The sequence below is a fragment of the Calothrix sp. NIES-2100 genome (assembly GCF_963875285.1).
GTDB lineage: Bacteria > Cyanobacteriota > Cyanobacteriia > Cyanobacteriales > Nostocaceae > Aulosira.
On the sequence record NZ_CAWNLA010000001.1, the window covers coordinates 8,342,509 to 8,367,467 of the forward strand.

The following is a 24,959-nucleotide window of genomic DNA, read 5'->3' on the forward strand; positions in this document are numbered from 1 at the left end:
GCAATTTTAATAATTACTCGGTCGAGCTAAATTTTTAAACTTCGTGAATTGCGGATCGAATAAAAGTTTAACTGTACCCGTAGGCCCGTTGCGGTGTTTAGCCACTATCACTTCTGCAATACCGCGATCGGGAGTGTCATTATTATAGTAATCATCGCGGTACAACATAATTACTAAATCCGCATCTTGTTCAATTGAATTGTGAACTATGATATTGTTGGCAATGAAATTATGCAAGCCAGGAACAGTAAGGTCAAACACTTCTTCCTCGCCGTTATATTCAATTGAAACTATTTCATCCCAATAAACATCACTTTTGGCAAGAGCAAGCAATTCACTAGATTGAACAACGTTAGCAACTTTTAAAGCTCTTTCTCGACTCAAATTTGCTTTGTAAAGCGCAGAGCCACAATAGGATGTGCCAATGTCGGAATGTAATGCTCTCGTTGTCACGCCGACAGCTTGCATTGCAGGTACAACGTGTATTTTCCAAACATCTTTAGGGATTATATCTCTATTAGTATTGTGAATGCAGTTTTGCAAGTAATCAACAATTTCTTTGAGTGAACTTAGCTTATATTCTCCTACTGCTCCCACCTTTTTGATAAATAATTCCAGGTCAGGTTTACCAGTTATTTTTACATGATACTGGTTTCTACCTTTGCCCTCTTGAGGAACTATCTTGAGTGTTGCATTAATACCAAGACGTAATAAAAGTGTTTGTACATCAACAGCTAATCTGTAGCTACTGCTTGCATAATACGCAATCGGTCTTAATCTTTTACCTGCAACCAACTTTATAGATCCATCTGTACTCCAAATATGTCTAAGAAAACAACCTATTAACTCTTCTGGTTGTGAGAATAAGTCTTGAGGTACAAATTTTTCGTAAGATCTTAACCCAAAAACACCAAGCGATTCTAACCATTTCGCTACTGGATTTCTCACACTATGAGTTAGATGTTGTGCTGCGGACAAGTAAACTTGATACCAACCACGTTCAGGTGAAATTCTAGGAATAATTGCATCTCCAAAAACTTCTTTTGCTAAGAAAGCAACATTCTCGGCTAAATCTATCTCCCTAGTCGTGTACTGTATGGCATGACGTGGCAATGTACAACCGTCACCAATTAAATGCCCTAATAATGCAACCTCAGCATAAGTCATGGTTTGTTTCCCAGTAATAGGTAGATACCTGGGTAAACATAAATGTTGTCTAGGACTTAGTTCATCTAGCCTACACCAACCATTAATAGTTAAAAACTTGTGATTAGCTGTGGCACGAATTTTTCGCCCCAATCGAGTCGTTAAGGTAAATACAGGCTTCACACCTGTAGAAAAGGCATGACTAACAATCGCCTTTTCTAATTGCATTGTATCTTCATTTAATGCCAAAACTGCAAAGCCCGATTTGCCTACTAAATCACGAATTGGTACTTGTAAGCCAGTGTCTGCTAACTTCACCAAACTATCGCCAGTTAAGCATCCCGATTCTCTCAAATCCGACAACATTGGACGCTTATTAGTACGTGCTTCCACACCGCGACTTAACTGCGATAAAGCAATAACGGGAACCGATAATTCCCGCGCTAAACCTTTCAAAGAACGTGTAATTTTCGATAATTCTTGTACCCGGTTATCACCTGCTCCTTCCATTAATTGCAAGTAATCTATCACAATTAAACCCAGTTCCCTACCTTGTTCCGCTTGCAATCGCCGCGCCTGACTACGCATTTGCGTCACGGTAATATTCGGCGTATCATCAATAAAAATTGGCATCTCAGAAAGCATACCAATAGCACGGCTTAAAGGTTCCCACTGTGCTTGACTCAGCCTTCCACTGCGCAGATAACCGCTTTCAATTCCGGCTTCGCTAGCTAATAGACGTTGCACCAGTTGTTCTTTAGACATTTCTAAACTGAAAATTGCAACTGGTAATTTCTTCATCTCGACAATGTCACCATGCCGGCTAATACTTTCGGAATTGGCAATATATTGGGCAATATTCATCGAAAAGCTTGTCTTTCCCATTGCAGGCCTAGCAGCAACAATAATCAAATCAGAACGCTGAAAGCCACTGGTAATAGCATCTAAATCATAAAATCCACAAGGAATTCCCGGTAAAGCAATACCTTGATTTCGCTCTTCAATATCCTGAAAATTATTAATCAGCGTATCAGAAATGTGAACTAAACCTGATTGGGGACGGTCTTGAGTGACACCAAAAACTTTCTGTTCCGCCTGATCTAAAACAATTGGTAATTCTTTATCAGTTTCATATCCAAGATGCACAATTTCATTCCCAGCTTTAATTAACTGTCGCCGCAGGAATTTATCCATTACCAACATTGCTAAAGAGTCAATGTTTACGGCTGAAACTGTACGATCTACAATGGTGGCTAATTTATTTCTCCCGCCAATGCGGTTCAGCATATCATTATCAGCCAACCAACTAGTAACTGAAAGCAAATCTGTCGGTTTACCTTGGGCGTGGAGTTGTAGCGCTGCTTGATAAATTTCTTTGTGGGCGCTAATGTAAAAAGCTCCGGCAACTAAGCGATCGCTAACTCGCGTAATCGCTTCTGGATCGAGCAAAATTCCCCCCAAAATCGCTTCTTCCGCCTCAATATTTTGGGGTGGGAGGCGTTGCCCGGAGGGGTTGCCGTAGGCATCGCTACCATCGCCTTGAAAACTTAGTTGTTCAGCCATAAGCGATTTTCAATTGCGATCGAGGTTGAGCTATCTACCCTTATAATCTAAAATCTGTCGTCTCACACTAACTATATAATTCGTAATTATTAATTCGTAATTCGTAATTAGTCCGCAGATGAATTTAGTAACTGGAAACAAGGAAAAACATTTTTCTTGTTCCATTAATAAATTCACTTACCCACATCCTCAATTAATAGAAATTACGAATTACGAATTACGAACTACGAATTATTTTCTTAGCTAGCCACAACTTCAATAGTGACTTGGGCGCTTACTTCCGAATGCAGCTTAATGTCAGCTTTGTAAGTACCAAGGTGGTTAATATCCGGGAGGGTAATACCACGACGATCAATTTCTTGATTTGTCGCTGCTTGAATTGCATCAGCAACATCTTGGCTGGTAACAGTACCGAAAATAGCTTCGTTTTCACCAACTTGCTTGGCAATTCTCAAGCTGCCAACTTGTTCCAGAGCTGCTTTTTGTTCCAAAGCTTGTTGTCTCAATTCTAATTGCCGTTGACGTTCTTGTTCGCGACGGCGTTCTACTTGTCTGAGAATACCAGGAGTAGCATGAGTTGCCATTTTTTGAGGAATTAAATAATTACGAGCATAGCCCGGTGCTACATCCACTAAATCGCCTAATTTACCCAGTTTATTAACATCCTGAGTTAAAACTAACTGTACGCGTTTCGCCATTGTTTTTCGTTTTCCTGTAGAATCTCATTAACTTGGGTGGCAGCCGGATAGCTCACAGATGTGTAGCTGTATCCCAAGTGGCTTGGCTTATACCCCAAAGCTTAAAGATCCTAGCGAATGGTAGGGTGCGATCGCAACTACTATTTGCCAAAAATATTGTATTGGCTTAAAATGCTGCGATCGCCTGACCTACTAAATCCAGTCCTTGAGAGACACACCGCGATCGCCAACTCTTATCTGCAGGTACAAAAACCTCCTTTAATCGCTGGCTTGTCCATTCTTTTGATGGGTGATTTGCTGGGGCAAAAAAATGGGCACGGTTTTCTGCTCGCAATGCTTCAACTACCTGAATAACTGGATAAGTGCCAAATTCGGCGGTCAGATACCTATAATTAGATTGGGGAAATTTCGCCTGACACCAAGTCCCCAACCCCCCGCGAAATTTGTAAGTCACCTTCCTGGTTTGATCAGCTTCTACATAATCTGCGCCAAATTTCTCCGTTAGCCACTGGTGAGACTTTGATTCCGGCGGATCATCAATGAAAAGTTTATAAGTTGCTTTTTTACCCAATCCTGTATGTAAATCAATATGTACTACATCTGTAGCTTCTCCAATCCAGCGAGACAAATTTGCATCCAGAATGTGGTAAGTTTTTGAGGGAGAATGTCCGCCAAAAAATAATCCTTGGGGAAAGTCGTATTGCCCTACTGGTAAAGTCTTTGTTAAAGAAGTAATACCATAGCCCAGAATAATTGCGATCGCTTTTAAAACAAACGGCTCAAACCGAGATGGCGGTGAAGTTGGGTTAAAGAAAGCATTTAAATCACCATACTTTTGGGGACTCCCCCGGTATTCTTCACCAGGTAGCAGAAAATTACGGTTGAGATCGATATTATCCTCATTCCACCGCCTGCACCAAGCAAAACCGTAGGGATTCAACCCATGTAATAGTAATAAAGCCATCTCCTGACTTCGCTTCCAACTTACAAGACGCTCCTCCAGCAAAGCACATTGCACAGCAGAACCAAAGAACCCCTCCACCCCATGCAAACCACTGGAAACAACTACCACCTGCTGAGGATTGGCGTTTCCCAGCATCGCCACATCAATAGTCAAGTCTTCCCCATCAGGCCCAGTTTCCTCAATCGAGTATGCTTCTAGGCGACACCCCAAAGCCAACGCCGAAGCCCGGAACCGATTCCGCGCTGTGGTGTAGTCGGGAGAAAAGGCGTTGGTATAGGACATATCCGGGATTGGGGATGAGGGAGACACGGAGACACGGGAACAAAGAACAAATGACAAATGACCAATGACCAATGACCAATGACTAAAACTTATCCTTCATTCCCCGGATACGCGCAAAAGTCTGCACAGGATCATTACTCTTCGCAGCTAATTGTAGTGTTGGCTGCTCCCAGCGTAAAAAAGGATTGGTGCGTTTCTCCACTCCCAGCAGCGAAGGGACAGTAGCTTCCCCCCGACTACGGAAAGCCTTGACTTCCTCAAAGCGCTTTTGTAAATCGCTGTTTTCTCCATCTACAGTCAGAGCAAATTTTAAATTATTCAATGTGTACTCATGGGCACACCAAACACGAGTATTATCAGGGAGAGAGCGGAGTTTATTTAAAGAGTTCACCATTTGTGTAGGTGTCCCTTCAAATAAACGACCACAACCCCCAGCAAACAAGGTATCGCCACAGAATAATTCCCCAGGTTCACCAGCTATTTCTGGGGGAAAATAATAAGCAATGTGGGCGCGGGTATGTCCAGGTACGAAGACAACTTCAGCTACACGGTTAGCAAATTGCACATGAGAGCCGTCTTCTAAATATACCTGCTGTCCGGGAATTCTCCCCCGATCCTCGACTCCGCCATATACTGTCACCCCAGGAAAGTGTTGCATGAGCTGCTTATTACCACCCACATGGTCTTGATGATGGTGTGTGTTAAAAATTGCAACCAACTCAGCTTTCAGTTCTGCCAGTTGCTTTAATACTGGTTCAGTCTCCGCCGGATCGACAACCGCCGCGATATTCTGCGTGCGATCATATAACAAGAATATGTAGTTATCGGAAAGTGCTTCAAGATGAAAAACCTGCATAACTTCAAATTCCTCGGACTAATGATCCATGACTAATGACAGCTTTGACAAATTTAGAAGCGTATTAGCTTAGCTATACGAAGTCTCTATATTTTGTTCATTCTACCTGGAAAACCCATTAACCATCTCAATACACAACCGTATTTACCCCTAATCGATAATAAAAAACAATAATAAATGCTTTGATTAATCAGTACAATTTCTCTGGAAAGTAGCTAAAATGCGAAGTTAGAGTGAACTTATTCTTTTTGTTTTTAATACAAAAAGAAATTTGATCATCAGGAATCTGCAATCTTTGCTCTATATGGATAAAATTTAATATTTCTTAAATTTTGACCTAGCTCTTTTTTACATATTTAAGAGTGAGCAAATATTGTCATGTTTGATTGCATCTGTAGGAGATTTATGAATTATCAAACATTGATGTACGCACCCGTCAATAGTCAATCAGACATAGGAGTTAAGCCAATTGTAGACCGTATTCTCTCATCAGGTAGAATGAGCCGTACAGATCATACCTTACTTACCTCCACTGTTTTGGCTAATGGCAATATTAATGATGGCGATCGCCGCCAAATTAACCGCATATTTGATTATCTGCAAACAGGGAGGCTAAAATTACTTGACTGGTAAAATTTTTGGGTAATTTTGGCTATATATCCTCAGGGGTAAAAACTAGTGCGTATACTCTAGAACGATGAAACGCACTAGTTATAGCAATCCTAAATATTTATATTAAATCAAATTAAAAGTATCAAGAAAACCTAAAATATAAGCGAATTCATTTTTATCCGAAATAAAAATAATTCCCTACAAATGACTACTAGCCACAAAAAAAATAACCTATGTTTTTGTTCTAATTATTAGTAAATATAAATCACAATTAATTATTTGCTAACAAGTCTATAATTTTTTACAACCCTAGAATTACTGATTTTAAATTTACTTCAATAATTCCTTATCAATATTTTACGTAGATTCTCCCTAGTTAAAGTAACCAATATTAAATTATCTTTAATTAGATTAAGATGAATTTAAAACTGTAAAAATGTAAATCCAGCCAAAATTTAATAAACAAAATTGCATCTGATAAAATTTTCTGGATTATGGCTAGTCCTAATATTCCAGTAAAAAATAGTCATGATTACATAATATTAAGCATAGATATCTATGAGCAATCAATTAGGTCAACAGCTAATTTCCGCAATTCGGGATGCTATAAATAACATCCGTTATCCAAAGCGTATCCTTGTAGTGCGACAGCGCGATCACCAGTCTACATATAATGACTACTTTCTTTATTGGGTCAGTCAAAACGTTCCAGAAGCCGCACATCTATTTGAAGTCCATTATCTTCCTTGTGAAATAAATAATTGGGAAAGATACGCCCTATTTTTACCTTGGTTACAAGACCCACTCAAAGAAAGATTTCCTCATATTTATAAATATGCCCAAGAATTAGAGGCGCAGTGTCAATTACACAACATTCCTATTATTAACCCTGTAGATAATCTCTCCAATTCCATCAAATCAATTGCATCAAAGTTAATTGGGGATGTCGGAATTCGTACTGCTAAAACAATTCCCATCACCAATGTAGAGGAATTTAAAAAGACCCAAGGAGGTTTATCAACTCCTTTTTTCATCCGAGAAGACTGGGTACATGGTAGTCAAATTTTTTTCATACAACATCCTGAAGAAATAGAAAACGTACCTTTTGAAAAATTCATTGCTCCCATAGCAGTGGAATTTTTAGATGTTCAGGGAGAGGATGGTTTGTATCGTAAATATCGCTACTTTGCTATGGGAGATGAAGGCATTCCCGGCCCTTTAATGGTTTCAAAATCTTGGGAAGTGAGAGACAACGATGATCGCGTCACTAATGAAGCAATAATAGCTGAAGAGATTGCTTATTTTAGTGGCGAAGATCCTAATCATTATCTATTGCAAAAGGCAAGAAAAGCATTAGGTTTTGATTTCATGGCTTTTGATTACAGCTATGACACCCAGGGAAATTTAATGGTGTGGGAACCAAATCCTTTTCCAGTAATTTGGGGGTCACATGATGGTGAACCTGAGAAAAAGTATCAATCACCTTCAATGGATCGCATTTATACAGCACTGCTTAAGTATTATTTGCAGTGCGCTAATATATCAATCAAAATTCCCGCTATTTCTAAGTTGTAAATCCTAAATTTACTATCTTATAGTTGGGAAACTAAGTTTTGCTATCACAACAACAGCAAAATATTATCTGCAACTTTTCAATCAGAGGAGTGTTTACTAAATGGCTCCAGTTGTTTCCATCATTGTTACCTGTTTTAATCAAGCAAGCTACCTAGAACGCTCAGTAAAAAGTGTTCTAGCACAAACATTTACAGACATTGAATGTATTATTGTCGATGATGGCTCTACTGATAACACTCAAGAAATTGTTGAGCAATTGATGAGTCTTGATTCCCGAGTCAGTTACTTCTACAAAGAAAATGGTGGGGTATCTTCAACTCGTAATTTTGGATTTAAAAAAGCCAATGGTACGTGGATTCAATTTTTAGATGGAGATGATTGGATTCACGAAGATAAGATTAGATTTCAATTAACTCATTTATCTGAGGAAGTAAATGAGAATAATACTGTTTTTTATACAGATTATGAACGAGTCTTTATCAACAAAGAGCAAAAAATTATTAACATCCAAGAAAATATTGTTGGTGCTTTGACAAGAGAGGAATTAATTGCGCGATTGCTAATTCCTGATTTTCTAGCTGATTCTCCATTTCCCTTGCTGCAACAATGTCTACTTATGAATAGACATGTTCTAGAGAAAAAAATTTTTGATGAGCGCCTTAAGGCTCTGCAAGATAGAGACTTTCCACTAGACCTTTTACTTTTAGGTGTAGATTTTGTCTACACACCTATGATCGGAGCATATTACACCAAACATCAGTTTAATAGAACTAATAATTGGTCTTACATGAAAAATTATTACATTATGTTCTATGAGACAGCATACAGTAAGCACAAGGATTTACTTCCTTTGTGTCAAACAGGCATACATTTCTTAATTAAAGAAGCAATTAGAGAAAAAGAGGAAAACAATTTTGCTAAGTTGATGACAATGTTTTACCCTCCTTTTTACTTGCTCAATAATAAGATTCAGATTAATTCTAGCTATTTGCTAAAACAGATTTACAGAATTCGGCTAATTATTCCCAGCTTTTTATTATATGAAAAATACCGGGGGCCACGCTCCCAAAAAATCATAGCAGTTTGGCACAAAATAACTAACATCTTCAAAAGTTACAATCCAACTTTTATTGGTAGTGAATGAAACATGTGTCAATATGATAAAAGGTAAAGTTTCCTTAGTAGTTAGTGATTTTGCTGGTGGAGGCACAGTCCGAGCCTTTTTACTAGCTCAAATTCTCCAAAAAATAGATTATGAAGTAGAGGTAGTAGGATTTTTATTTGGTAAAGAAATCTACGCCACTCCTCCTTCAGGAATACCTATTAATTATGTGATTGGGAAAAACTATCCTGAGTTTCTGCTATCAGCCAAAAAACTGTTACAAAAACTGGATGGCGATATTATTTATGCAGTTAAACCCAAACCATCAAGTTTTGGTGTGTCTTTAGTTCACAAACTCAGCCAACATCGTCCTTTATTTTTAGATATGGATGATTGGGAACTCAGTTGGCATGGAGGGTTTGAATGGAAATATAATCCGAGTCTTAAGCAATTATATAGGGATATTTTCAAGCAAAATGGAGCATTAAAATTTCCCGATCATCCACTTTATCTACAGTGGATAGAACGCTTAGTGCCAAAAGCAGATGTAGTCACCATAGATACTAATTTTCTCCAAAAACGCTTTGGTGGTGTTTATATACCTAATGGCAAAGATACGGCAATGTTTGACCCCCATAAGTATAACCCTGAAGCAAGTAGAGAGCGTTATGGACTTTCTAAATATAGAGTTTTAATGTTTCCGGGAGCGCCACGACCTCACAAAGGAGTTGAAGATGTTTTACTAGCTTTAGATCTATTGAATGAACAAGATTTAAGATTAGTGATTGTCGGTGGTAGTCCTTACGATGATTATGACGACCAACTAATTCAAAAATGGGGTCGTTGGATTATTAAGTTGCCAAAGTGCCCTGTAGAGCAAATGCCTGAAGTAGTAGCTGCTGCTCATATTGTAGTTGTTCCCCAACGAGATACTCTAATTGCTCAAGCCCAATTTCCCCTCAAGTTAACAGATGGAATGGCAATGGCTAAACCTATTTTATCAACGCGGGTAGGAGATATTCCCGAAATTTTAGATGACACTGGTTATTTAGTTGATCCTGGTTGTCCCGAACAAATTGCTGAACAAATTCAATTAATATTTGAGGATTTAGCAGCAGCAAATGAAAGAGGAATAAAAGCTAGAGAAAGATGTGTAAAAAAATATAGTTTGTTAACCATGTCATCTACCATAACAGAAGTAATGAATCGTTTATAACCAATTATATATAAATTTATTTTTAAATTATCATGTCTAACCTTAAGCTACTAAGTAAATTTGTTAAACCATATCCTCGGAGGATATTATCAACAATTTTTTTAGGATTTTCTGGAGCTTTATTTAATGGTGTTGGCACCACATTAATTATACCAATTATTCTCCAAATTGTCGGTCAAACAGTAGATTTAACAGGCGCTCCACCTCTTCTTAAAATAATCATATCTCCCTTCGATAAGGTGCCAGAAAATTACCGACTAGCTGTGATGTCTACCTCTATTGTATTTATAATTTTTTTGAAAAATTTATCTAGTTATCTCAGTAGTTTAGTTTCAAACTCTTTAACGCGAACTCTAACTTCAGACATGAGAGAAGCTGGGTTAGAATTATTACTAGAAGTAGATTTACATTATTACACCAAGATGCGAGTGGGGGACATAATTAACACACTTGGTGGAGAAATTAGCCGTGCTGCGAGTACAATAGGTAGTGCAATTAGATTAGTTATTTTAGTAATTACTATTTTAGTTTTCGTAGCTTTGCTGTTATCAATTTCCTGGCAGTTAACTATCGCTACTACGCTTTTGTTGACTTTAATTACATTAGTAAATCAGTACGCTATTCAACGTTCAAAATATTATGGTAATGAGCTTTCGGAGATGTCGAAAGCTTATTCTATCACTGTGCTAGAAGTATTAAACGGAATTCGCTTAGTTAAATCAAGTGGAAACGAAGAAAGAGAATATAAACGGATTCAGCAACTAATTCGCGATCGCGAAAAAGCAGATTTTCTATCTCAAGTTAATTCGGAAGCTATTGGGCCAGTTAGCGAGGTCACTGGCATTATAGCTTTAATATTGATTGTGTTAATCGGTCGCGCTTTATTTACATCTCAAATTACTACAGTTTCAGCCGTTTTGCTGACATATTTATTAGTGCTACTGCGACTGCTGCCATTAATTTCTCAGTTAAATGTTCTTCGTAGTAGCTTTGCTAACACTTCTACGAGTGTAGATGTTGTGGCTGACTTTTTACGAAAAGATAATAAGCCATTGATGAATCGTGGTAAGATTCTCTATCAAAATTTACAGCAGGGAATACATTTCAATCATGTTTGTTTTGCCTATCCTAACCATGAGAATTTAGTACTTGATAACGTAGATTTATATTTGCCACAAGGAACAACTCTAGCTTTAGTAGGTGGTTCTGGTGCAGGTAAATCGACAATGGCTGACATGTTAAGCAGATTTTATGATCCCACATCTGGCTGCATCACCCTAGATGGCATAGATTTACGTGACTTTGAGATGAAATCACTACGACAGTCTATGGGAATTGTCAGTCAAGATACATTTTTGTTTAATGACTCAGTGCGGAATAACATTTGCTATGGGCGCAGTGAGGTGAGTGATGATGAAATTATCGCAGCCGCAAAGCGGGCTAATGCTTATGAGTTTATTAGCAAATTACCTCAAGGATTGGATACTTTAATTGGCGATCGCGGTGTGATGCTATCAGGTGGACAAAGACAAAGATTAGCGATCGCCCGCGCATTACTACAAAATCCAGAAATACTGATTTTAGATGAAGCTACTAGCGCTTTAGATACGGTGTCTGAACGCTTAGTACAAGCTGCTCTTGAGGATCTCAGTCGCGATCGCACAACACTAGTTATTGCTCACCGCCTTTCCACAGTCCAAAAAGCTGATCAAATTGCTGTATTAGATCATGGGCGTGTAGTAGAGGTGGGAACCCATAAAGAACTTTTAGAAAAAGGTGGTTATTATTCACGCCTCTACTCAATGCAATTTGCTGAACCTCCTCACAAGAACTCGGCTCGTGTCAAAATCCTGAATGCAATGCGTAAGTATTCAGCGCAGATGAGCTATCCCCTTGAGGTTGCTGCTCCACAGAATCAAAGCTTGATCCGCATTTCTCACGAAATTCGGACGCAGCTTAACTCGATAATTGGCATTCTGAATCTATTACTTGATGACATTGTAGAAAATTCCCAAGAATGGCAGGAATTAATTGAAGAATCCTACAAATCAGCTTTAGAAACTCTAAACATGATTGATATCTTAGATGATATCGATCGTCACAATATTAATTGTCAATTGCCTTTAGATACTGAAAAGAGTATCAAATTTAATAGCTACGCTCAAAAATTTAGTGAATGTTCTAAGCAGCTACGAATTGGTATAAACTTCTTGCTTAGTTCCTTGAAGTTCTTATCAGACAACTTAGACTATAATCTTCAAGATGAAAATAAATTAGTTATGGAAATTTATTCTACTGCTATTTCTCTTATCGATACATTACAAATAATTGAGCAAAAAATTAATATTTAACCCAAATAACAAATCACACTATATTATTTATTTCTCAAAATAATGAACAATTCATCAAGAAAGAATCAATATATTTTTTATACAGCAGAACTCTCACTCAAACCTGATACTGCTCATGAAATTCATGATGTTCTTTGTGCTAATGCAGCAGCTAACTTGGGGTATTCCTCAGTTTTAGTCTATCCAGATAGAGGAAATCGGTTTGTTAATCCACTTTCGTTACTTTCTCCTTATCAACCCAGACGACCAAATGCAGAATTTATCGAGTTTTATGATGTTGAACAAAAGCTCAAAGTTGCTCCATTACCAATGCCTTGGCCGATTGATCAAGTAGGTGGTAAGTATACTAACTCCAGTACAGTAGTGACTAAGTATTACTTACCTTTTCATCTATTGCCTCATACAAAAACTGTCCATACTAGAGATTGGAATTTTGCCAAAGCCGCAGTCAAAAATCAAATTTTTACTATTTATGAACGGCACTATTATCAAGACCAAAAATTTGAGCCAGAAATTGTCCATAGCCCATATTTTAAAATTGCCATAACTCAGTCTGAACCAATCAGAGAAAGCTTAATAGAATATGGTATGCCAGCAGACAAGGTTGTTTGGCTACATAACGGATTCAATCAATCATTTTTAGTTAGACAACCTCAAGAGGCTCAAGCATGGCGGCAAGAACTACTTACAGATGAATGTAAGTATTTGGTTGTCTATTCCGGCGCTTTGTATCCTTTCAAAGGAATTGATGTTTTAATTGACAGTGCTAAGGAACTACCAGAAGTGCAGTTTGTAATTACGGGAGGTACAGAATCACAAGTACAAGGTTATGAACAGATAGTCAAAAATAAACATATAGAAAACATTAAATTTTTAGGCTGGATACTTCCACGGGAACGATTAGTTAGCTTGTTTCAGGCAGCTGACATTTTAGCTCATCCTCACTGCTCTGGAAAATCAGCAAACTTCACGAATCCAGTTAAATTTTTTCAGTATATGGCTTCGGGAACACCAATAGTTGCAACTGAAATTCCACCTTTAATGGAGTTTAAAAACTCGCCTTTAATAGCCACTTGGAGTGAACCTGATAATGCACATGAATTTGCTCAAGCTATTAAATATGCTTTAGAGGTGTATCCCAGAAAAATAGAAGGTTATGCTGCTAGTATAGATTTTGCACATCAATTTTCTTGGGAGAATAGAATTACTAAAATATTAAATTACTTAGAAGATTATATGCGTCCACAAATTATATTGTAACGGTAAAATAATCAGCTAAAAACTAACAAATTATCAATAATAAAATGACTATGAAAACTATTGGCATGATTAGCAGCTATTCATCACTGAATACAAGTGCTGATTGGATGTGGCAACAAACCCCTGAACACTTTGGCTTATGGCAAAATATCCAAGTATTAACAACAGCACCAAAGCCAGATTTTTTGTTACTTTATCAATTTGATTTTCCCCAACCTGCCCCACAGCTATCTTGGTTAGATCGTTTCCGTAAACGACAACAAAAACCAGAAGTTAATATCGATTCTTTATTGCGTGGTGTACCGAAAGAGCGAATTATTTATTTTCTCCGGGAACCACCTTTAGATGAGATTGTAGAAATAAATAAACAGAATTATCAGTCAGCACAACAGTATTGCGGTTACGTTACAGGCCCAGATGACTTTGCGCCTGTTCCTGACTATATGCCGGCTATTTGGTATCACGCCAAATCATTTAAAGATTTAAATGAAATGCCATTACCAGAAAAAGTTGCGCCATGTAGTTGGATTACTTCGGGAATTAATCGTACAGCTAACCATCGCCAGCGGTTAGATTTTTTGCAGTCTCTACAAGAGAGTGGAATTAAATTTGATTTGTATGGCCGTAATTTACCTGAATGGTCGCATACAAAGGGAGAACTTGGTCACAAGTGGCATGGCATGGCACCATACTACTATAATTTGGCAATCGAAAATTATGCTGACAACGGTTGGTATGTGAGTGAAAAAATGTGGGATTCTTTATTGGCATGGTGTCTACCAATTTATTATGGTGGATCTGCTGCTGATAAATTATTACCACCTGGTAGCTTTTTAAGGTTGCCTAGTTTGGATGAAAAAGGCATTGCTTACATCAAAGAAGTGACTGCTACACCTGATGCTTGGTATGCAGCTAAAGATGCGATCGCTGAAGCACGCCAAATCATTTTACACAAGCTAAATCTCTTGAATTGGTTGTCAAATTTTGTTGATAAATACTCATAAAATATGAATGGTATTTGCACCCTAGCTAATGATTATGTTTTCGATCAGTTACTAGCTTTACTTAATAGTATTGATGCCATCTTAAGTAAAGATATTCCTGTCTGTATCTATCCTTTTGATGATCAGATACAAAAAATAGCGGATGAAATAGTTAAGCGTCCTAATGTATTTATTTACGACGATCAAGAATCTATTAACCGCTGGGATCAATTTATGCTGTCAGCCGCACCAGAACGGTTAAATCGCAGTAAATTTCGTCTCTATGGTGCGCACCGTCGTTTTTGTGCCTTTGATGGCCCTTTTGATAAATTTATCTACTTAGATGCTGATACCTTAGTGATGAACTCACTGACAACAGTATTTGAAAAGCTAGATAGTTATGACTTTGTTGTTTATGATTTCCAATTTAAAGACGTTAGTAAAGTATATAACGTTAATTCTCTAAAATTGCGAGAAATTTTTCCGCAAAATCGGATAGATTCAGAAATATTTTGTTCTGGTTTTTATGGATCTAAACGAGGTATTTTTAATGCTGAACAAAGAAAATCACTGCTATTATCTCTGCAAAATGGTGAAAGAGAAATTTTGTATGCAGGTGCAGGAGAACAACCTTTGCTTAACTATATGGTAATGAGAGCGAATCTTTCTACATATAATTTTGCTCAAGAATTACCATCTGATGAATCTACAGGATGTTCTATAAGCTCAAAGCACTTTGAAGAAAAAGAGCATATTCTTTATGACAGGGGAAATCGTTTAACTTATTTACATTATATTGGTGTTCCTCCTAACATCCATCAAGCTGTATGTGCTGGAGAAAATATTGATTTTCCCTATCGAGAATTATTTCTTTATTATCGCTACTTACACGAACCCGAAAAGCATCCAGTGTTTGATCATAATCGGCAACCTTATGATGCTCCACCACCCAATTTCCTTACCAGAGCTTTAAGAAAATTTAAGTTAATTCCCCAAGGATAATTTATGAATCGAGGTATTTATATAGTTGCTAACGACAAGGTGATGGATAATGCGATCGCATTACTCAATAGTATTCGCTTCTATGACCAAGAAGTTCTGATTTATCTCATACCTTTTAATGATAATTATCATAATATTGCCGATAAAATCAGCACCTTACATAACGTGCAACTTTTCCCAAACCTAGAATTAATTGAGCAATTTACCAACCGTATAGGCGAAATTTTTGAGCGGGATTTTTTGGCTTTACCCAACAAAATGCGGAAACTAGTAGCTTGGTTTGGGCCTTTAGATGAGTTTATTTATATTGATACTGATATTGTTGTTTTTGAAAAAATTGCCGATAATTTAGACAAGCTGGCTGAAGTTGATTTCTTCTGCTGCGATTATCATCATGCGAATGACAAGCTACGCAATATCTTTTCTCCATTAGTCAAAGAGCAACAAATTTTTTCCGATACCCAACTAGAGGATGTTTTCAACAGTGGTTTTTGGGCTTCCAAAAAAGGCGCTATTACTGAGCAACAGATGGATGAAACTTTGCGTGAATGTGCTGCGCATCGCGAATATTTTGATTTCTCGGAAGGCGTTACAGATCAACCAATTTTAAATTATCTTGTCCTCAAACTAATTAATAAACGCGGTAATCTTGTCAAAATTCCTGGGGGAGGGGCTGGTAGTTGGGCTGGTTCCCGAAATTTTCAACAGCAAGGTTATGCTCTTTATGACAGAGGACAACGATTAAAGTATCTCCATTGGGCTGGAATCAAAATCAATACCAAGAGTCCTTATGGGGAATTGTGGAATCACTATCGCTATCTTCATGAGGGTAAATTTGCTTTTATCCCAAAACTAACTCGGCGTTTATTTCCTTTTGTCACTGCTCGTACTTAATATCAGGAGTACTTCCATGATTGATGGTATTTACACTCTCGCTAATGATGTCGTTTATGACCAATTGGTTGCTTTACTCAACAGTATAGAAGCTAACGCAGGTAGAAAAATTCCTGTTTGTGTAATTCCATATAATGAGCAATTAGACAAGGTAAAGGCAGAAATTGCTATCCGAGAAAATGTTACTTTATTTGCAGATTATGCTTCCATAGCGCGTTGGGAAAACTTTGGCTCTCGGATTTGGAAAGCTCATCCAAGAGCATTAAAGCTATGGCAAGAATATGGTTTACCAGATAATTATCGTCTAGAAAGGCATCGCAAACTTTGTTGTCTAGATGGCCCATTTGACAAGTTTATTTTCTTTGATGGTGATACACTTTTGATGAGACCATTAGATGATGTATATCAAAAATTAGATGAGTATGATTGGGTAACAAATGATTATCAATATAAATCGGATTTGAATTATATTTTTAACTGGTCGCAAGATAAAATAGAAAATCTTTTGCATTTAAAAAACGTCAGTAGCAATATTTTTTGTTCTGGTTGGTTTGCTTCTAAAAAGGGTATTTTTGATGATGCAATTTTAGCCAAGCTACTAGAAAATTTAGAGGCTGGTGAAGCTGATGTCTTAGCATGGGCTGATTCGGATCAAACAGTTATTAACTATTTAGTTTTACGTAGTGGAATTTCTTATTACAACTACGCCTATCATGGTCAAGGAACTGGTTGTCATTGGAGTTCTAAATTTGATGTTGTAGATAATATACTTTATGACCAAGGCGAACCACTAACATATCTTCACTATATGAGTGTAGCGTCTTCAGATTTTACGCGGCTTTGTAGTGGTGAAGATGTTGATATTCCTTATCGCGATGTTTTTTTATATTATCGCTACTTAAAATCGCCTGAAAGCCGTCCTCAAAGATTTATCCGTCCAAATGCACTCACGCAGTTGAAAAAGTTTACTAGCAGTTTTATCGAGCAAAAAGTTAGCAATATTAAGCTTAACTATCGCAATTTTAAGAATAGAGTTGCTCAATAAGATTTAGGCAAAAATTAAGCAGGTAAAAATATGTGTTTCAAAATTAATAAAACATAAATATAACTACTATAGGAATCCGATTTGATTTCTGAAAAAATCTCAGTACCTGTAGGTATTGCCCACCAAAGCCCGGATATGTGTGGCATAGCCCCACTACGTATATTTCAAAAATCAAATATGAATCCTATAGTCTAATTCGCTCAACCCATATGAATATTTCTAAAGAATTCTGCATAGAATAAGTAAGAATCCAAAATGGACAATCGAATCTGCAAGAAAAAGCAATTTACTTCCAGATTCACAAAGAAATTGAATATCCAAAAATTTCTCTTTGGAGAAAAATACTTGATAAGTTGATTAACCGCAGCGTGTTTTTTTATCGAATATTCAGACTAAAAAGATTTATAAAAGAAGATGATGATTTATACAATATTTTTGACGTAACTTAAAGTAAGTTCGATGTAGAGGATTTTGACCTCACCCCCAGCCCCTCTCCTACTAGGAGAGGGGAGAAAAACTATGATTTTTCTTTAATCCTAAGATAAAGAATCTAAATCCAGAGATTGCATACCTTGGCGCTTTACAAACTCCAGCATACTTCCCAATTGCACCCACACTAGTAGACAAGTTAGTAAGCTAATTGGCAAGCCAACTCCTAAAGCCAGCAAGGTGGGAAAACCAAATATTTCTAACCCTGAGGTGAGAAATAAACAAGTACCACCAGTGATACCAATAAATGGCACAATGAGTTGTTTTAATGGGGAAGCTGGCTTAACATTTTTTGCTCGCTCACTTGGCCATTTCTGTACAATTACTTTTAAAGTACCAGATAAGGCTATGCCAGAAGTTATTGCTATCAATAAACCAACAAGTAGTAGAAAATATGGTGGATGCACAGGGTAATAGTACATGAAAACTCCTAATTGGTAGAGAAATTTAAAAGTAAGTAGCTGTCATTGGTCATTGGTCATTGGTCATTTGTGCAGCCAGTTTAATAGTTAAGTTCAATTGCCTACTTACTTAATTGGGCGTTTTGAAACTTCAGACTTCAGCCTTCAGTTAACTTGTTAGTTTTGATTTCGGGCGGGATTGCTACCAAAAGTAATAAAGGATGTAGCTTTTGGGAGAATAGTGGCTGCGCCTTCTCTCGATAACTCTGTTAACAAGCCGATCGCTACATTGAATAAACGATTTGGCTGTAAGTCATCTTTGACTAGGTTCCACAGACGTTGAACTTCTTCTGTATGCAGACGGTCATCTTCTGTGAGGGCTAGCACTAATTGCTGACGCAGAAATTTACCTTCTTCAGACAGCAGAAATTGCAACCCCATTTGGGCTGTAGGTAAGACATCAAAGCTGTCGTCAGTACGGGCGATCGCAATTAAATTTTCTAAACGCTGCCACTGGAATTTACCATCTTTAAACAGCACATTCAGCAACCGTCGCCGTAATTGGGAAGATTCTCCTGTGAGCAAGCGTCTAGCAATATAGGGATAACCTACCTCAACAATTTTGAAATTGGGGTTGAGGCTAAGAGCAATACCTTCTTGGGTAACTAGGGAACGAATAATCAAAGCAAACTTCGCTGGGACTCGGAAAGGATACTCATACATCAGTTCCGAGAATTCATCGGTAATGGTTTTGAAGTTGAAATCCCCTACGTTTTTACCTATGGCATTACCTAGCACTGATTCTAATGCTGGCACAATCGGGCAAATATTTGTGTCTGGCGTGAGAAAACCCAACTGAACAAAGTCTGTGGCTAAGTCAGTGTAGTCTTTATTTACCAGATGCACTAACGCATCTACCAGGGTTTCTTTGGTGGTTTCCTCTAGCTGATCCATCATCCCAAAGTCGATGTAAGCCATCCTACCATCAGGCATGGCGAACAAATTACCTGGGTGAGGGTCAGCATGGAAGAATCCATGTTCTAATAGCTGTTGTAAACCTGAGGTGACACCGATTTTGATGATGTCCTCTGGGTCTAAACCTGCGGCGCGGATACTTTTAGTATCTGTCAATTTGAAGCCGTTAATCCATTCCAGGGTTAATACACGGCTATTGGTATAACGCCAATAAATACTGGGGACTTTGACACTGTTGTCATCACGGAAGTTATGGGCAAATTTTTCCGCGTTGCGACCTTCATTGATGTAATCAATTTCTTCAAATAACTTAGTGCCAAACTCGTCCACAATTAAGGTGAGGTCGTGACCGAGATTCAGGGGTAGCCAAGGCGATAGCCAAGTTGCAGCCCAACGCATGAGATACAAGTCTCTGGTCAAAGTTGGTCTTAAGTTGGGGCGTTGCACTTTCACGGCGACTTCTTCGCCACTGAGCAAGCGACCACGATAAACTTGACCTAAGCTAGCAGCTGCTACGGGTTTAGGTGACAGTTCGCTAAAGACTTCGCTAATTGAGCGATCAAGTTCAGTTTCGATAATCTGATAAGCCAGTGCATTATCGAAAGCTGGTAATTGGTCTTGCAGTTTGATCAATTCTTCGAGGAAGTCTTTACGTATCAGGTCTGGTCTGGTGGATAGGGCTTGACCGACTTTAATGAATGTGGGGCCTAGGCGAGTGAGCAGTTCTCGTAATTGAGTGGCGCGTTTCCTCTTGTTCTGCTCTACTTGATTTTGCCATTCATCCCACTTCAAACTAATAATAAATCCAGCAAAAAACCAGATAATTCTCAGTAAACGCCCCCATGCGAGCCAGGGACGGTAACGATAATAACTAGCGATCGCGTCTGGATTGTAGCGCCTTAGCTGAGCAGATTGATACTGACCCACGCTTTTATTTGCCTCTTCAACTGGGAAATTTACACTTTTTTGTTGGTTTCTAAAATTACTTGCTAATTGCAAGTACAAGATACCGATAGTTTTTATAAAACACAATAAAGTTGTACCCATTTCTGGGCAGTTTTTGTGGCCAAATTAGCCTACTTTACTGCTGATTTTTTGTTATCTTTTTGTTAATTATACTTTATAAAAGTACAAATATTCCTTCTCTATAAGGATTTTAGGTATTTATGTGATATAAAATACATTTGGGCATTGGGCATCCCTTCTCTGCGAGACGCTACGCGAACGGCTCCGCTCAGGGCAAGGGGGCATGGGGCATTGGTAATTTGTCTCCCTTGTCTCCCTTGTCTCCCTTGTCCCTTCTGCTCCCTGCTATGAAACCTACAGCCACTCCCCACCCCGGAAACGCCAGCGGGGAAAGATGATCCGCATGAGGCTTTGGGAGGAAATGAAAACTGCTAGCCAGACGATGGTGTAATGGATGAAAAAGACTGTTGGTGGTAGTTCTTCCTTGGGTATGGGGATGGGTAGAAAGCCAAATATTTTTACGCCACAGAAAACAAATATAAATTCCCAAATTCCCGCGAAGAGTTGATAAGCTGCGGGCCAGTCTCGATCCCAACGAAATTTTTGTAGATAGTTATACAGTACATCCCAACCTAAGCCAAAGATGGCGACGTAGGTAAGTATCCAGAAATAAATTATGCCAGGTGCATTACCAATTAAACCAACGGCAAAAGGTAATGAGACTAATACGCCTACAGTTACTAGTAGTAATAATCGAGTTTGCCAACGACCAAATAAAGTGGGAGTCATAAAAGTATTGAGTACTGAGTTTAATTAAGTTTCATCATACTCATATTAAAAAACTCCACAAGATTGTGGAGCTTTCCGTCTAAGTGGGAAATTTTGGTTCGGGACTTACAAAAAATAAATTACCCATATTCCGTAGTGCGAGCATCTTGCTCGATGAATGAACACCAGCGAGCGAGACGCTCGCACTACAAATTTATTGGGTATTTAAAAAATTGGATGTCCCTTAAATCGCTACGGAAGAATGATAAGTGGCTAGTGCTTGCCAATTGATTACATCGTCTAACAAAGCTTGATAACCTAGGGTGTTGGGGTGAAGTCCATCATGAGAGATGCGTTTGCGCCGCCAAAGTTCACCGCGTTCCATCCATTGGTCGAAAATATCGAGATACGGAATACGGCGTTGATTGCAAGCAATTCTCGTGGCTTCTTTGTAGCGATATTGATCGGCGTGATTGTAGTAGAAGCAATCGAGAAATGGCATTTTAGTTTCATCAACTGGAACCATCCCCACAAACACTACAGGGCAAAGTTGTTGTGCTTGTTCTAGGAGTTCGGCGATTTGTGATTCAAATAAGCCAAAATCTGTATAATTCCGTCCATCAGGACGAGATAACCGCGCTGAATCATTTACGCCTACGGACAAAATAATTAAGTCGGGGACACGATTTCGCAGTTCACCTCGGTGGCGAAATTCTACTTCTAGCCTTTGGGCGACTTGTTGGGTGCGATCGCCTCTTACTCCCAGATTATAAAGTACATGACCTGTACTATCCGGTAACATCCACTGTCGCCGTAGTTGTTCGACCCAACCGCCTTTGTCTGGATCGCCGAATCCATATATTAAGCTATCCCCTAGTGCGATAATCTTCAAAGGCTGACAATGGTTTGGTGCTATGGACAGCTGCATTGAGGAAGGTCGCTCGAATGTTTGCATCTTAAAAAGACTTTATTTTATATCTTTACAAGATTCTATACATTTCTACACCATTACAGAGTATCTTTCTACTCTTCTGTTCTAGTTTTGTTAGCTGTCACCTAAGTCGGAGACTGATTGAACACCCACTTCAACCATTGGCTAAAAGAACTGATGGCGTTCAACCTGTTGACTCCTGGCGCACGGGCGGTAGCGAGTCCATCAACGGCGACTAATGCGGCGTACTGCAAGCCTAAGAAACTATCAACTGCTGCATAGGGGCCACCAAGGGTAATGGCTCCAGCGGCATACATTTGACCTTTGGTGTTACGCATTTCTACTAGCTCAAAGTTGTTGGCGACCACCAAGCGTCCGAGGTGATTGAGGGGCAAATTGTAATGTTTCACTAGGTCATCTAATAGGGGATTAGTCTGGACTTTGGCATCTAAGCCAGTAGCATCAACAATAAAGTCAGCCTCTAGTTTCAGTTCTCCCAAGCCCTTTTCACGGATATGGGTAATAGTGCGTTTTTGGTTCCCTTGTTCCACACCAAGGACATCACCAAAGGTAATTTGATACCAGCCTTCACTTAAACCTTGGGCGGTTATTTGTTGCCAATCATGGCGATCGGCGGTGGTAGTACCACCCCAGTCTGCGAGTAGGCTTTTGCGTTCATCGGGTGTGGCTTTTTCTAGCATTACCCGCAGTTCACCACTCCAACAGGCTTTCGGCCAGTTAAAAGGCTGGAATTCATAATGATTTTTCACTAACCGCGTAGCCTTTTGAAATGTGTTACCGTGGGGTTTAGGCGATCGCATCAAATGCAAAACTGAAATATTCCGGTTTTTCTTTCGCGCTTCATAAATTCGCTGCACAATCCGCGAAGCCACAATTCCCCGCCCTCGCAGTAAGACAATCCCACCTAATTGTTCTAGCTGCTGATAAACATGATCGTGTTCCTCATAGGCATTGACAACAGCCTTAAAGTCTTGATATTTTTCTCTATAAGCTTGTAAATCTGGCAAAAACTGAATTGCTGGATAGCCTGTTGCTAAGTGCAAATAACGTGTAATTAAAAAAGCATAATTTCTCGGGCCGCGAGAATAGGCTACGCAATATCTACCATCTTCAGTTTTGCGAATTGCCCTAACACTCCCATAGCGATAAATTTGTTGCCAGCCAATGCGTCGGGCTTCCCGATCGATAGAATCAAAGACATTACCCGCACGAGGAGTATAAGTTTCAATAAATGTGGGTTCAGCAAACACCTGCCATAAATATCTCAAGGCTGTGTTTAGCTGACCTTGCCTAAAATCATGCCAAGCTTCTCTTAAAGCATAGCTAGGCCAGCCCCAAATATTATCAGGGCAGGAGTCTGAATTAGACCGTAATCTTTCATGTAAAGGAATTTGCGAATTTAAACAGAGGCGCTTGTAACGCGCATAAGGTTCAGCGTCTAACCCCAAGGCGACAATTTTGTCAGCACGAACACCGCTAATGCGCAATAAATCCGTCCAGACAAAGCTACCCAATCCCGCCCCAACTGCGAGATAATCACATTCATCTACAGGTAAGCCTGTAGCGTGCAGCGCTTGTACAACCACCTGTTGAGCCTGAAATGCTGGTGGAGGAAAATTGCTACCCAGTGGTGTCACAACTGGTGCAGCAGGCAAACTCGGATCAGGGAGATTGGTATTCGGATTAAACTGAATAGTTGAAGGCGGACTAGTAATCGGTGCAGGTGCGTTGACACTGTAGGTTACCGTAATCATGTACGGGCCAATTTGTACCGTGTCACCGTTAGCGATAACGCTGCGTTTTTGTCGTTGGCCATTGACAAATACACCATTAACACTACCTTGATCGGTGACTACCAGTTGATTTTGTTCCCAATCAATTAGAGCATGGTAGCGAGAAACTTGCTCACTATTGAGGAGCATCCGCGAAACACGTTCTCCCCTAACTTCGTTGGGTAAACGAGCAAATTCTCGACCAAAAGCGATAGGTACACTCAACCTTGGCTCTCGTCGTTCTCCTGTAGCTGGATCATCCCAACTTAATAGAATTTGTAAGTTAGTCATTTGTCAATAGTCAATGGTCAATGGGCATTGGGCATTGGGCATTGGGCATTGGGCATAAGTCATTTCTTATTTATTTCCCTTGTCCCCCTTGTCCCCCTTGTCTTCCTTGTCCTCCTTGTCCCCCTCATCCCCCTCATCCCCCTCATCCCCTCAATGATTCGGGGCGACTAACACACTAACGGCTGCGGCTAAGGATGTTCCACACCAAGGACAGCCCACTTGCTGATTCTCAAAGGGGGAGACTTTATGACATTTGGGACATTCTAAGCCGTAAACTCCAGGTGGTGGTGCAGGAGGTACGGGTGGATGCTGGTGATATCTGGGTTGTACTGGTGGCTGTTGGTTATTTGGCTGTTGGTTGATTAGGTTTTTGGTGGGCTGGGTAGTTCCGATTGGTGGTATTGGTGGGGCTGGAGGTGTCAAAATTGTTGGTGGAATACCGTTGATGGCTACAGAAATAACTTTGATTTCCATTTGCCCCAATTGGATGATGCTACCTTCTCTTAAAGGCAGTTCACCTTGGGCTAGTTGTTGTCTATCTACTAAAGGGGGATTTGGCGATCGCAGGTTGCGGATGTAAAATCTTTGTTGCTGCGAGTTAAAAAAGATTTCTACGTGCAGACCGGATACGGTAGGGTTACTAACAACAATGTCGCACCGGAGTGGATCTCGACCGATGCGGACAGTTCCAGGATTTTTGCTTGGTTGTTGTTCGTAAATGTTTTGAGTTCTCTCTTGACCTGCATCGTGCCACTGTAAAGTTAGTGCGTTCATTTAGTTCTAACTTAGTAACTTT

At 39.2% G+C, this 24,959-nt stretch carries 20 protein-coding genes; 10 read left to right on the forward strand and 10 right to left on the reverse strand.

The window, feature by feature from the left end; translation table 11 throughout:
• Positions 1-6: 6 nt before the first annotated feature.
• From AACU32_RS33935 to gloB, 4 genes are all read right to left on the reverse strand, one after another.
• On the reverse strand, positions 7-2,709 hold the full coding sequence (locus AACU32_RS33935) for a replicative DNA helicase (RefSeq protein WP_096606477.1): 2,703 nt from the start codon (positions 2,707-2,709) through the stop codon (positions 7-9).
• A gap of 239 nt (positions 2,710-2,948) precedes the next feature.
• Entirely contained in the window at positions 2,949-3,407 is a 459-nt protein-coding gene (gene rplI / locus AACU32_RS33940; RefSeq protein ID WP_096606479.1) for a 50S ribosomal protein L9, read from the reverse strand.
• Between the two features lie 166 nt (positions 3,408-3,573).
• Complete coding sequence (locus tag AACU32_RS33945; RefSeq protein ID WP_096606481.1) at positions 3,574-4,653, reverse strand: DUF2817 domain-containing protein; 1,080 nt, start codon at positions 4,651-4,653, stop codon at positions 3,574-3,576.
• 82 nt (positions 4,654-4,735) lie between these two features.
• Positions 4,736-5,509, reverse strand: coding sequence for a hydroxyacylglutathione hydrolase (gloB, locus tag AACU32_RS33950; protein WP_096606483.1), 774 nt, complete (start codon positions 5,507-5,509; stop codon positions 4,736-4,738).
• A gap of 405 nt (positions 5,510-5,914) precedes the next feature.
• On the opposite strand from gloB, the gene AACU32_RS33955 reads away from it, so the two are divergent.
• The 10 genes from AACU32_RS33955 (at position 5,915) to AACU32_RS34000 (ending at position 17,549) form a co-directional block, all read left to right on the forward strand.
• Positions 5,915-6,142, forward strand: coding sequence for a hypothetical protein (locus tag AACU32_RS33955; protein ID WP_096606485.1), 228 nt, complete (start codon positions 5,915-5,917; stop codon positions 6,140-6,142).
• A gap of 537 nt (positions 6,143-6,679) precedes the next feature.
• A complete protein-coding gene (locus AACU32_RS33960) occupies positions 6,680-7,696 on the forward strand; it encodes a hypothetical protein (protein WP_096606487.1) in 1,017 nt (338 codons plus the stop codon).
• A gap of 100 nt (positions 7,697-7,796) precedes the next feature.
• On the forward strand, positions 7,797-8,840 hold the full coding sequence (locus AACU32_RS33965) for a glycosyltransferase family 2 protein (protein ID WP_096606489.1): 1,044 nt from the start codon (positions 7,797-7,799) through the stop codon (positions 8,838-8,840).
• A gap of 13 nt (positions 8,841-8,853) precedes the next feature.
• A complete protein-coding gene (locus tag AACU32_RS33970; RefSeq protein ID WP_096608301.1) occupies positions 8,854-10,014 on the forward strand; it encodes a glycosyltransferase family 4 protein in 1,161 nt (386 codons plus the stop codon).
• Positions 10,015-10,046: 32 nt separating this feature from the next.
• Complete coding sequence (locus tag AACU32_RS33975; protein ID WP_096606491.1) at positions 10,047-12,365, forward strand: ATP-binding cassette domain-containing protein; 2,319 nt, start codon at positions 10,047-10,049, stop codon at positions 12,363-12,365.
• 42 nt (positions 12,366-12,407) lie between these two features.
• A complete protein-coding gene (locus tag AACU32_RS33980; protein WP_096606493.1) occupies positions 12,408-13,625 on the forward strand; it encodes a glycosyltransferase family 4 protein in 1,218 nt (405 codons plus the stop codon).
• Positions 13,626-13,669: 44 nt separating this feature from the next.
• Entirely contained in the window at positions 13,670-14,629 is a 960-nt protein-coding gene (locus tag AACU32_RS33985) for a glycosyltransferase family 10 domain-containing protein (RefSeq protein ID WP_339378513.1), read from the forward strand.
• A gap of 3 nt (positions 14,630-14,632) precedes the next feature.
• Positions 14,633-15,610 (forward strand): Npun_R2821/Npun_R2822 family protein, encoded by a 978-nt coding sequence (locus AACU32_RS33990; protein ID WP_096606497.1) that lies wholly within the window; start codon positions 14,633-14,635, stop codon positions 15,608-15,610.
• Positions 15,611-15,613: 3 nt separating this feature from the next.
• Positions 15,614-16,504, forward strand: coding sequence for an Npun_R2821/Npun_R2822 family protein (locus AACU32_RS33995; RefSeq protein ID WP_096606499.1), 891 nt, complete (start codon positions 15,614-15,616; stop codon positions 16,502-16,504).
• A 16-nt stretch (positions 16,505-16,520) separates the two neighbouring features.
• Positions 16,521-17,549, forward strand: a complete 1,029-nt coding sequence (locus AACU32_RS34000; protein ID WP_096606501.1) for an Npun_R2821/Npun_R2822 family protein — start codon at positions 16,521-16,523, stop codon at positions 17,547-17,549.
• A gap of 536 nt (positions 17,550-18,085) precedes the next feature.
• Here the strand turns inward: AACU32_RS34000 and AACU32_RS34005 are convergent.
• The 6 genes from AACU32_RS34005 to AACU32_RS34030 form a co-directional block, all read right to left on the reverse strand.
• Positions 18,086-18,460, reverse strand: coding sequence for a hypothetical protein (locus AACU32_RS34005; RefSeq protein WP_096606503.1), 375 nt, complete (start codon positions 18,458-18,460; stop codon positions 18,086-18,088).
• A gap of 156 nt (positions 18,461-18,616) precedes the next feature.
• Positions 18,617-20,341 (reverse strand): AarF/UbiB family protein, encoded by a 1,725-nt coding sequence (locus AACU32_RS34010; RefSeq protein WP_096608302.1) that lies wholly within the window; start codon positions 20,339-20,341, stop codon positions 18,617-18,619.
• Between the two features lie 393 nt (positions 20,342-20,734).
• Positions 20,735-21,169, reverse strand: a complete 435-nt coding sequence (locus AACU32_RS34015; protein WP_096606505.1) for a hypothetical protein — start codon at positions 21,167-21,169, stop codon at positions 20,735-20,737.
• 223 nt (positions 21,170-21,392) lie between these two features.
• A complete protein-coding gene (locus tag AACU32_RS34020) occupies positions 21,393-22,103 on the reverse strand; it encodes a GDSL-type esterase/lipase family protein (protein ID WP_339378514.1) in 711 nt (236 codons plus the stop codon).
• Positions 22,104-22,204: 101 nt separating this feature from the next.
• On the reverse strand, positions 22,205-24,163 hold the full coding sequence (locus tag AACU32_RS34025; protein WP_096606509.1) for an FHA domain-containing protein: 1,959 nt from the start codon (positions 24,161-24,163) through the stop codon (positions 22,205-22,207).
• Between the two features lie 150 nt (positions 24,164-24,313).
• The gene (locus AACU32_RS34030) at positions 24,314-24,937 is read right to left on the reverse strand and encodes an FHA domain-containing protein (protein WP_096606511.1); all 624 of its coding nucleotides are present in this window, start codon (positions 24,935-24,937) and stop codon (positions 24,314-24,316) included.
• Positions 24,938-24,959 lie beyond the last annotated feature (22 nt).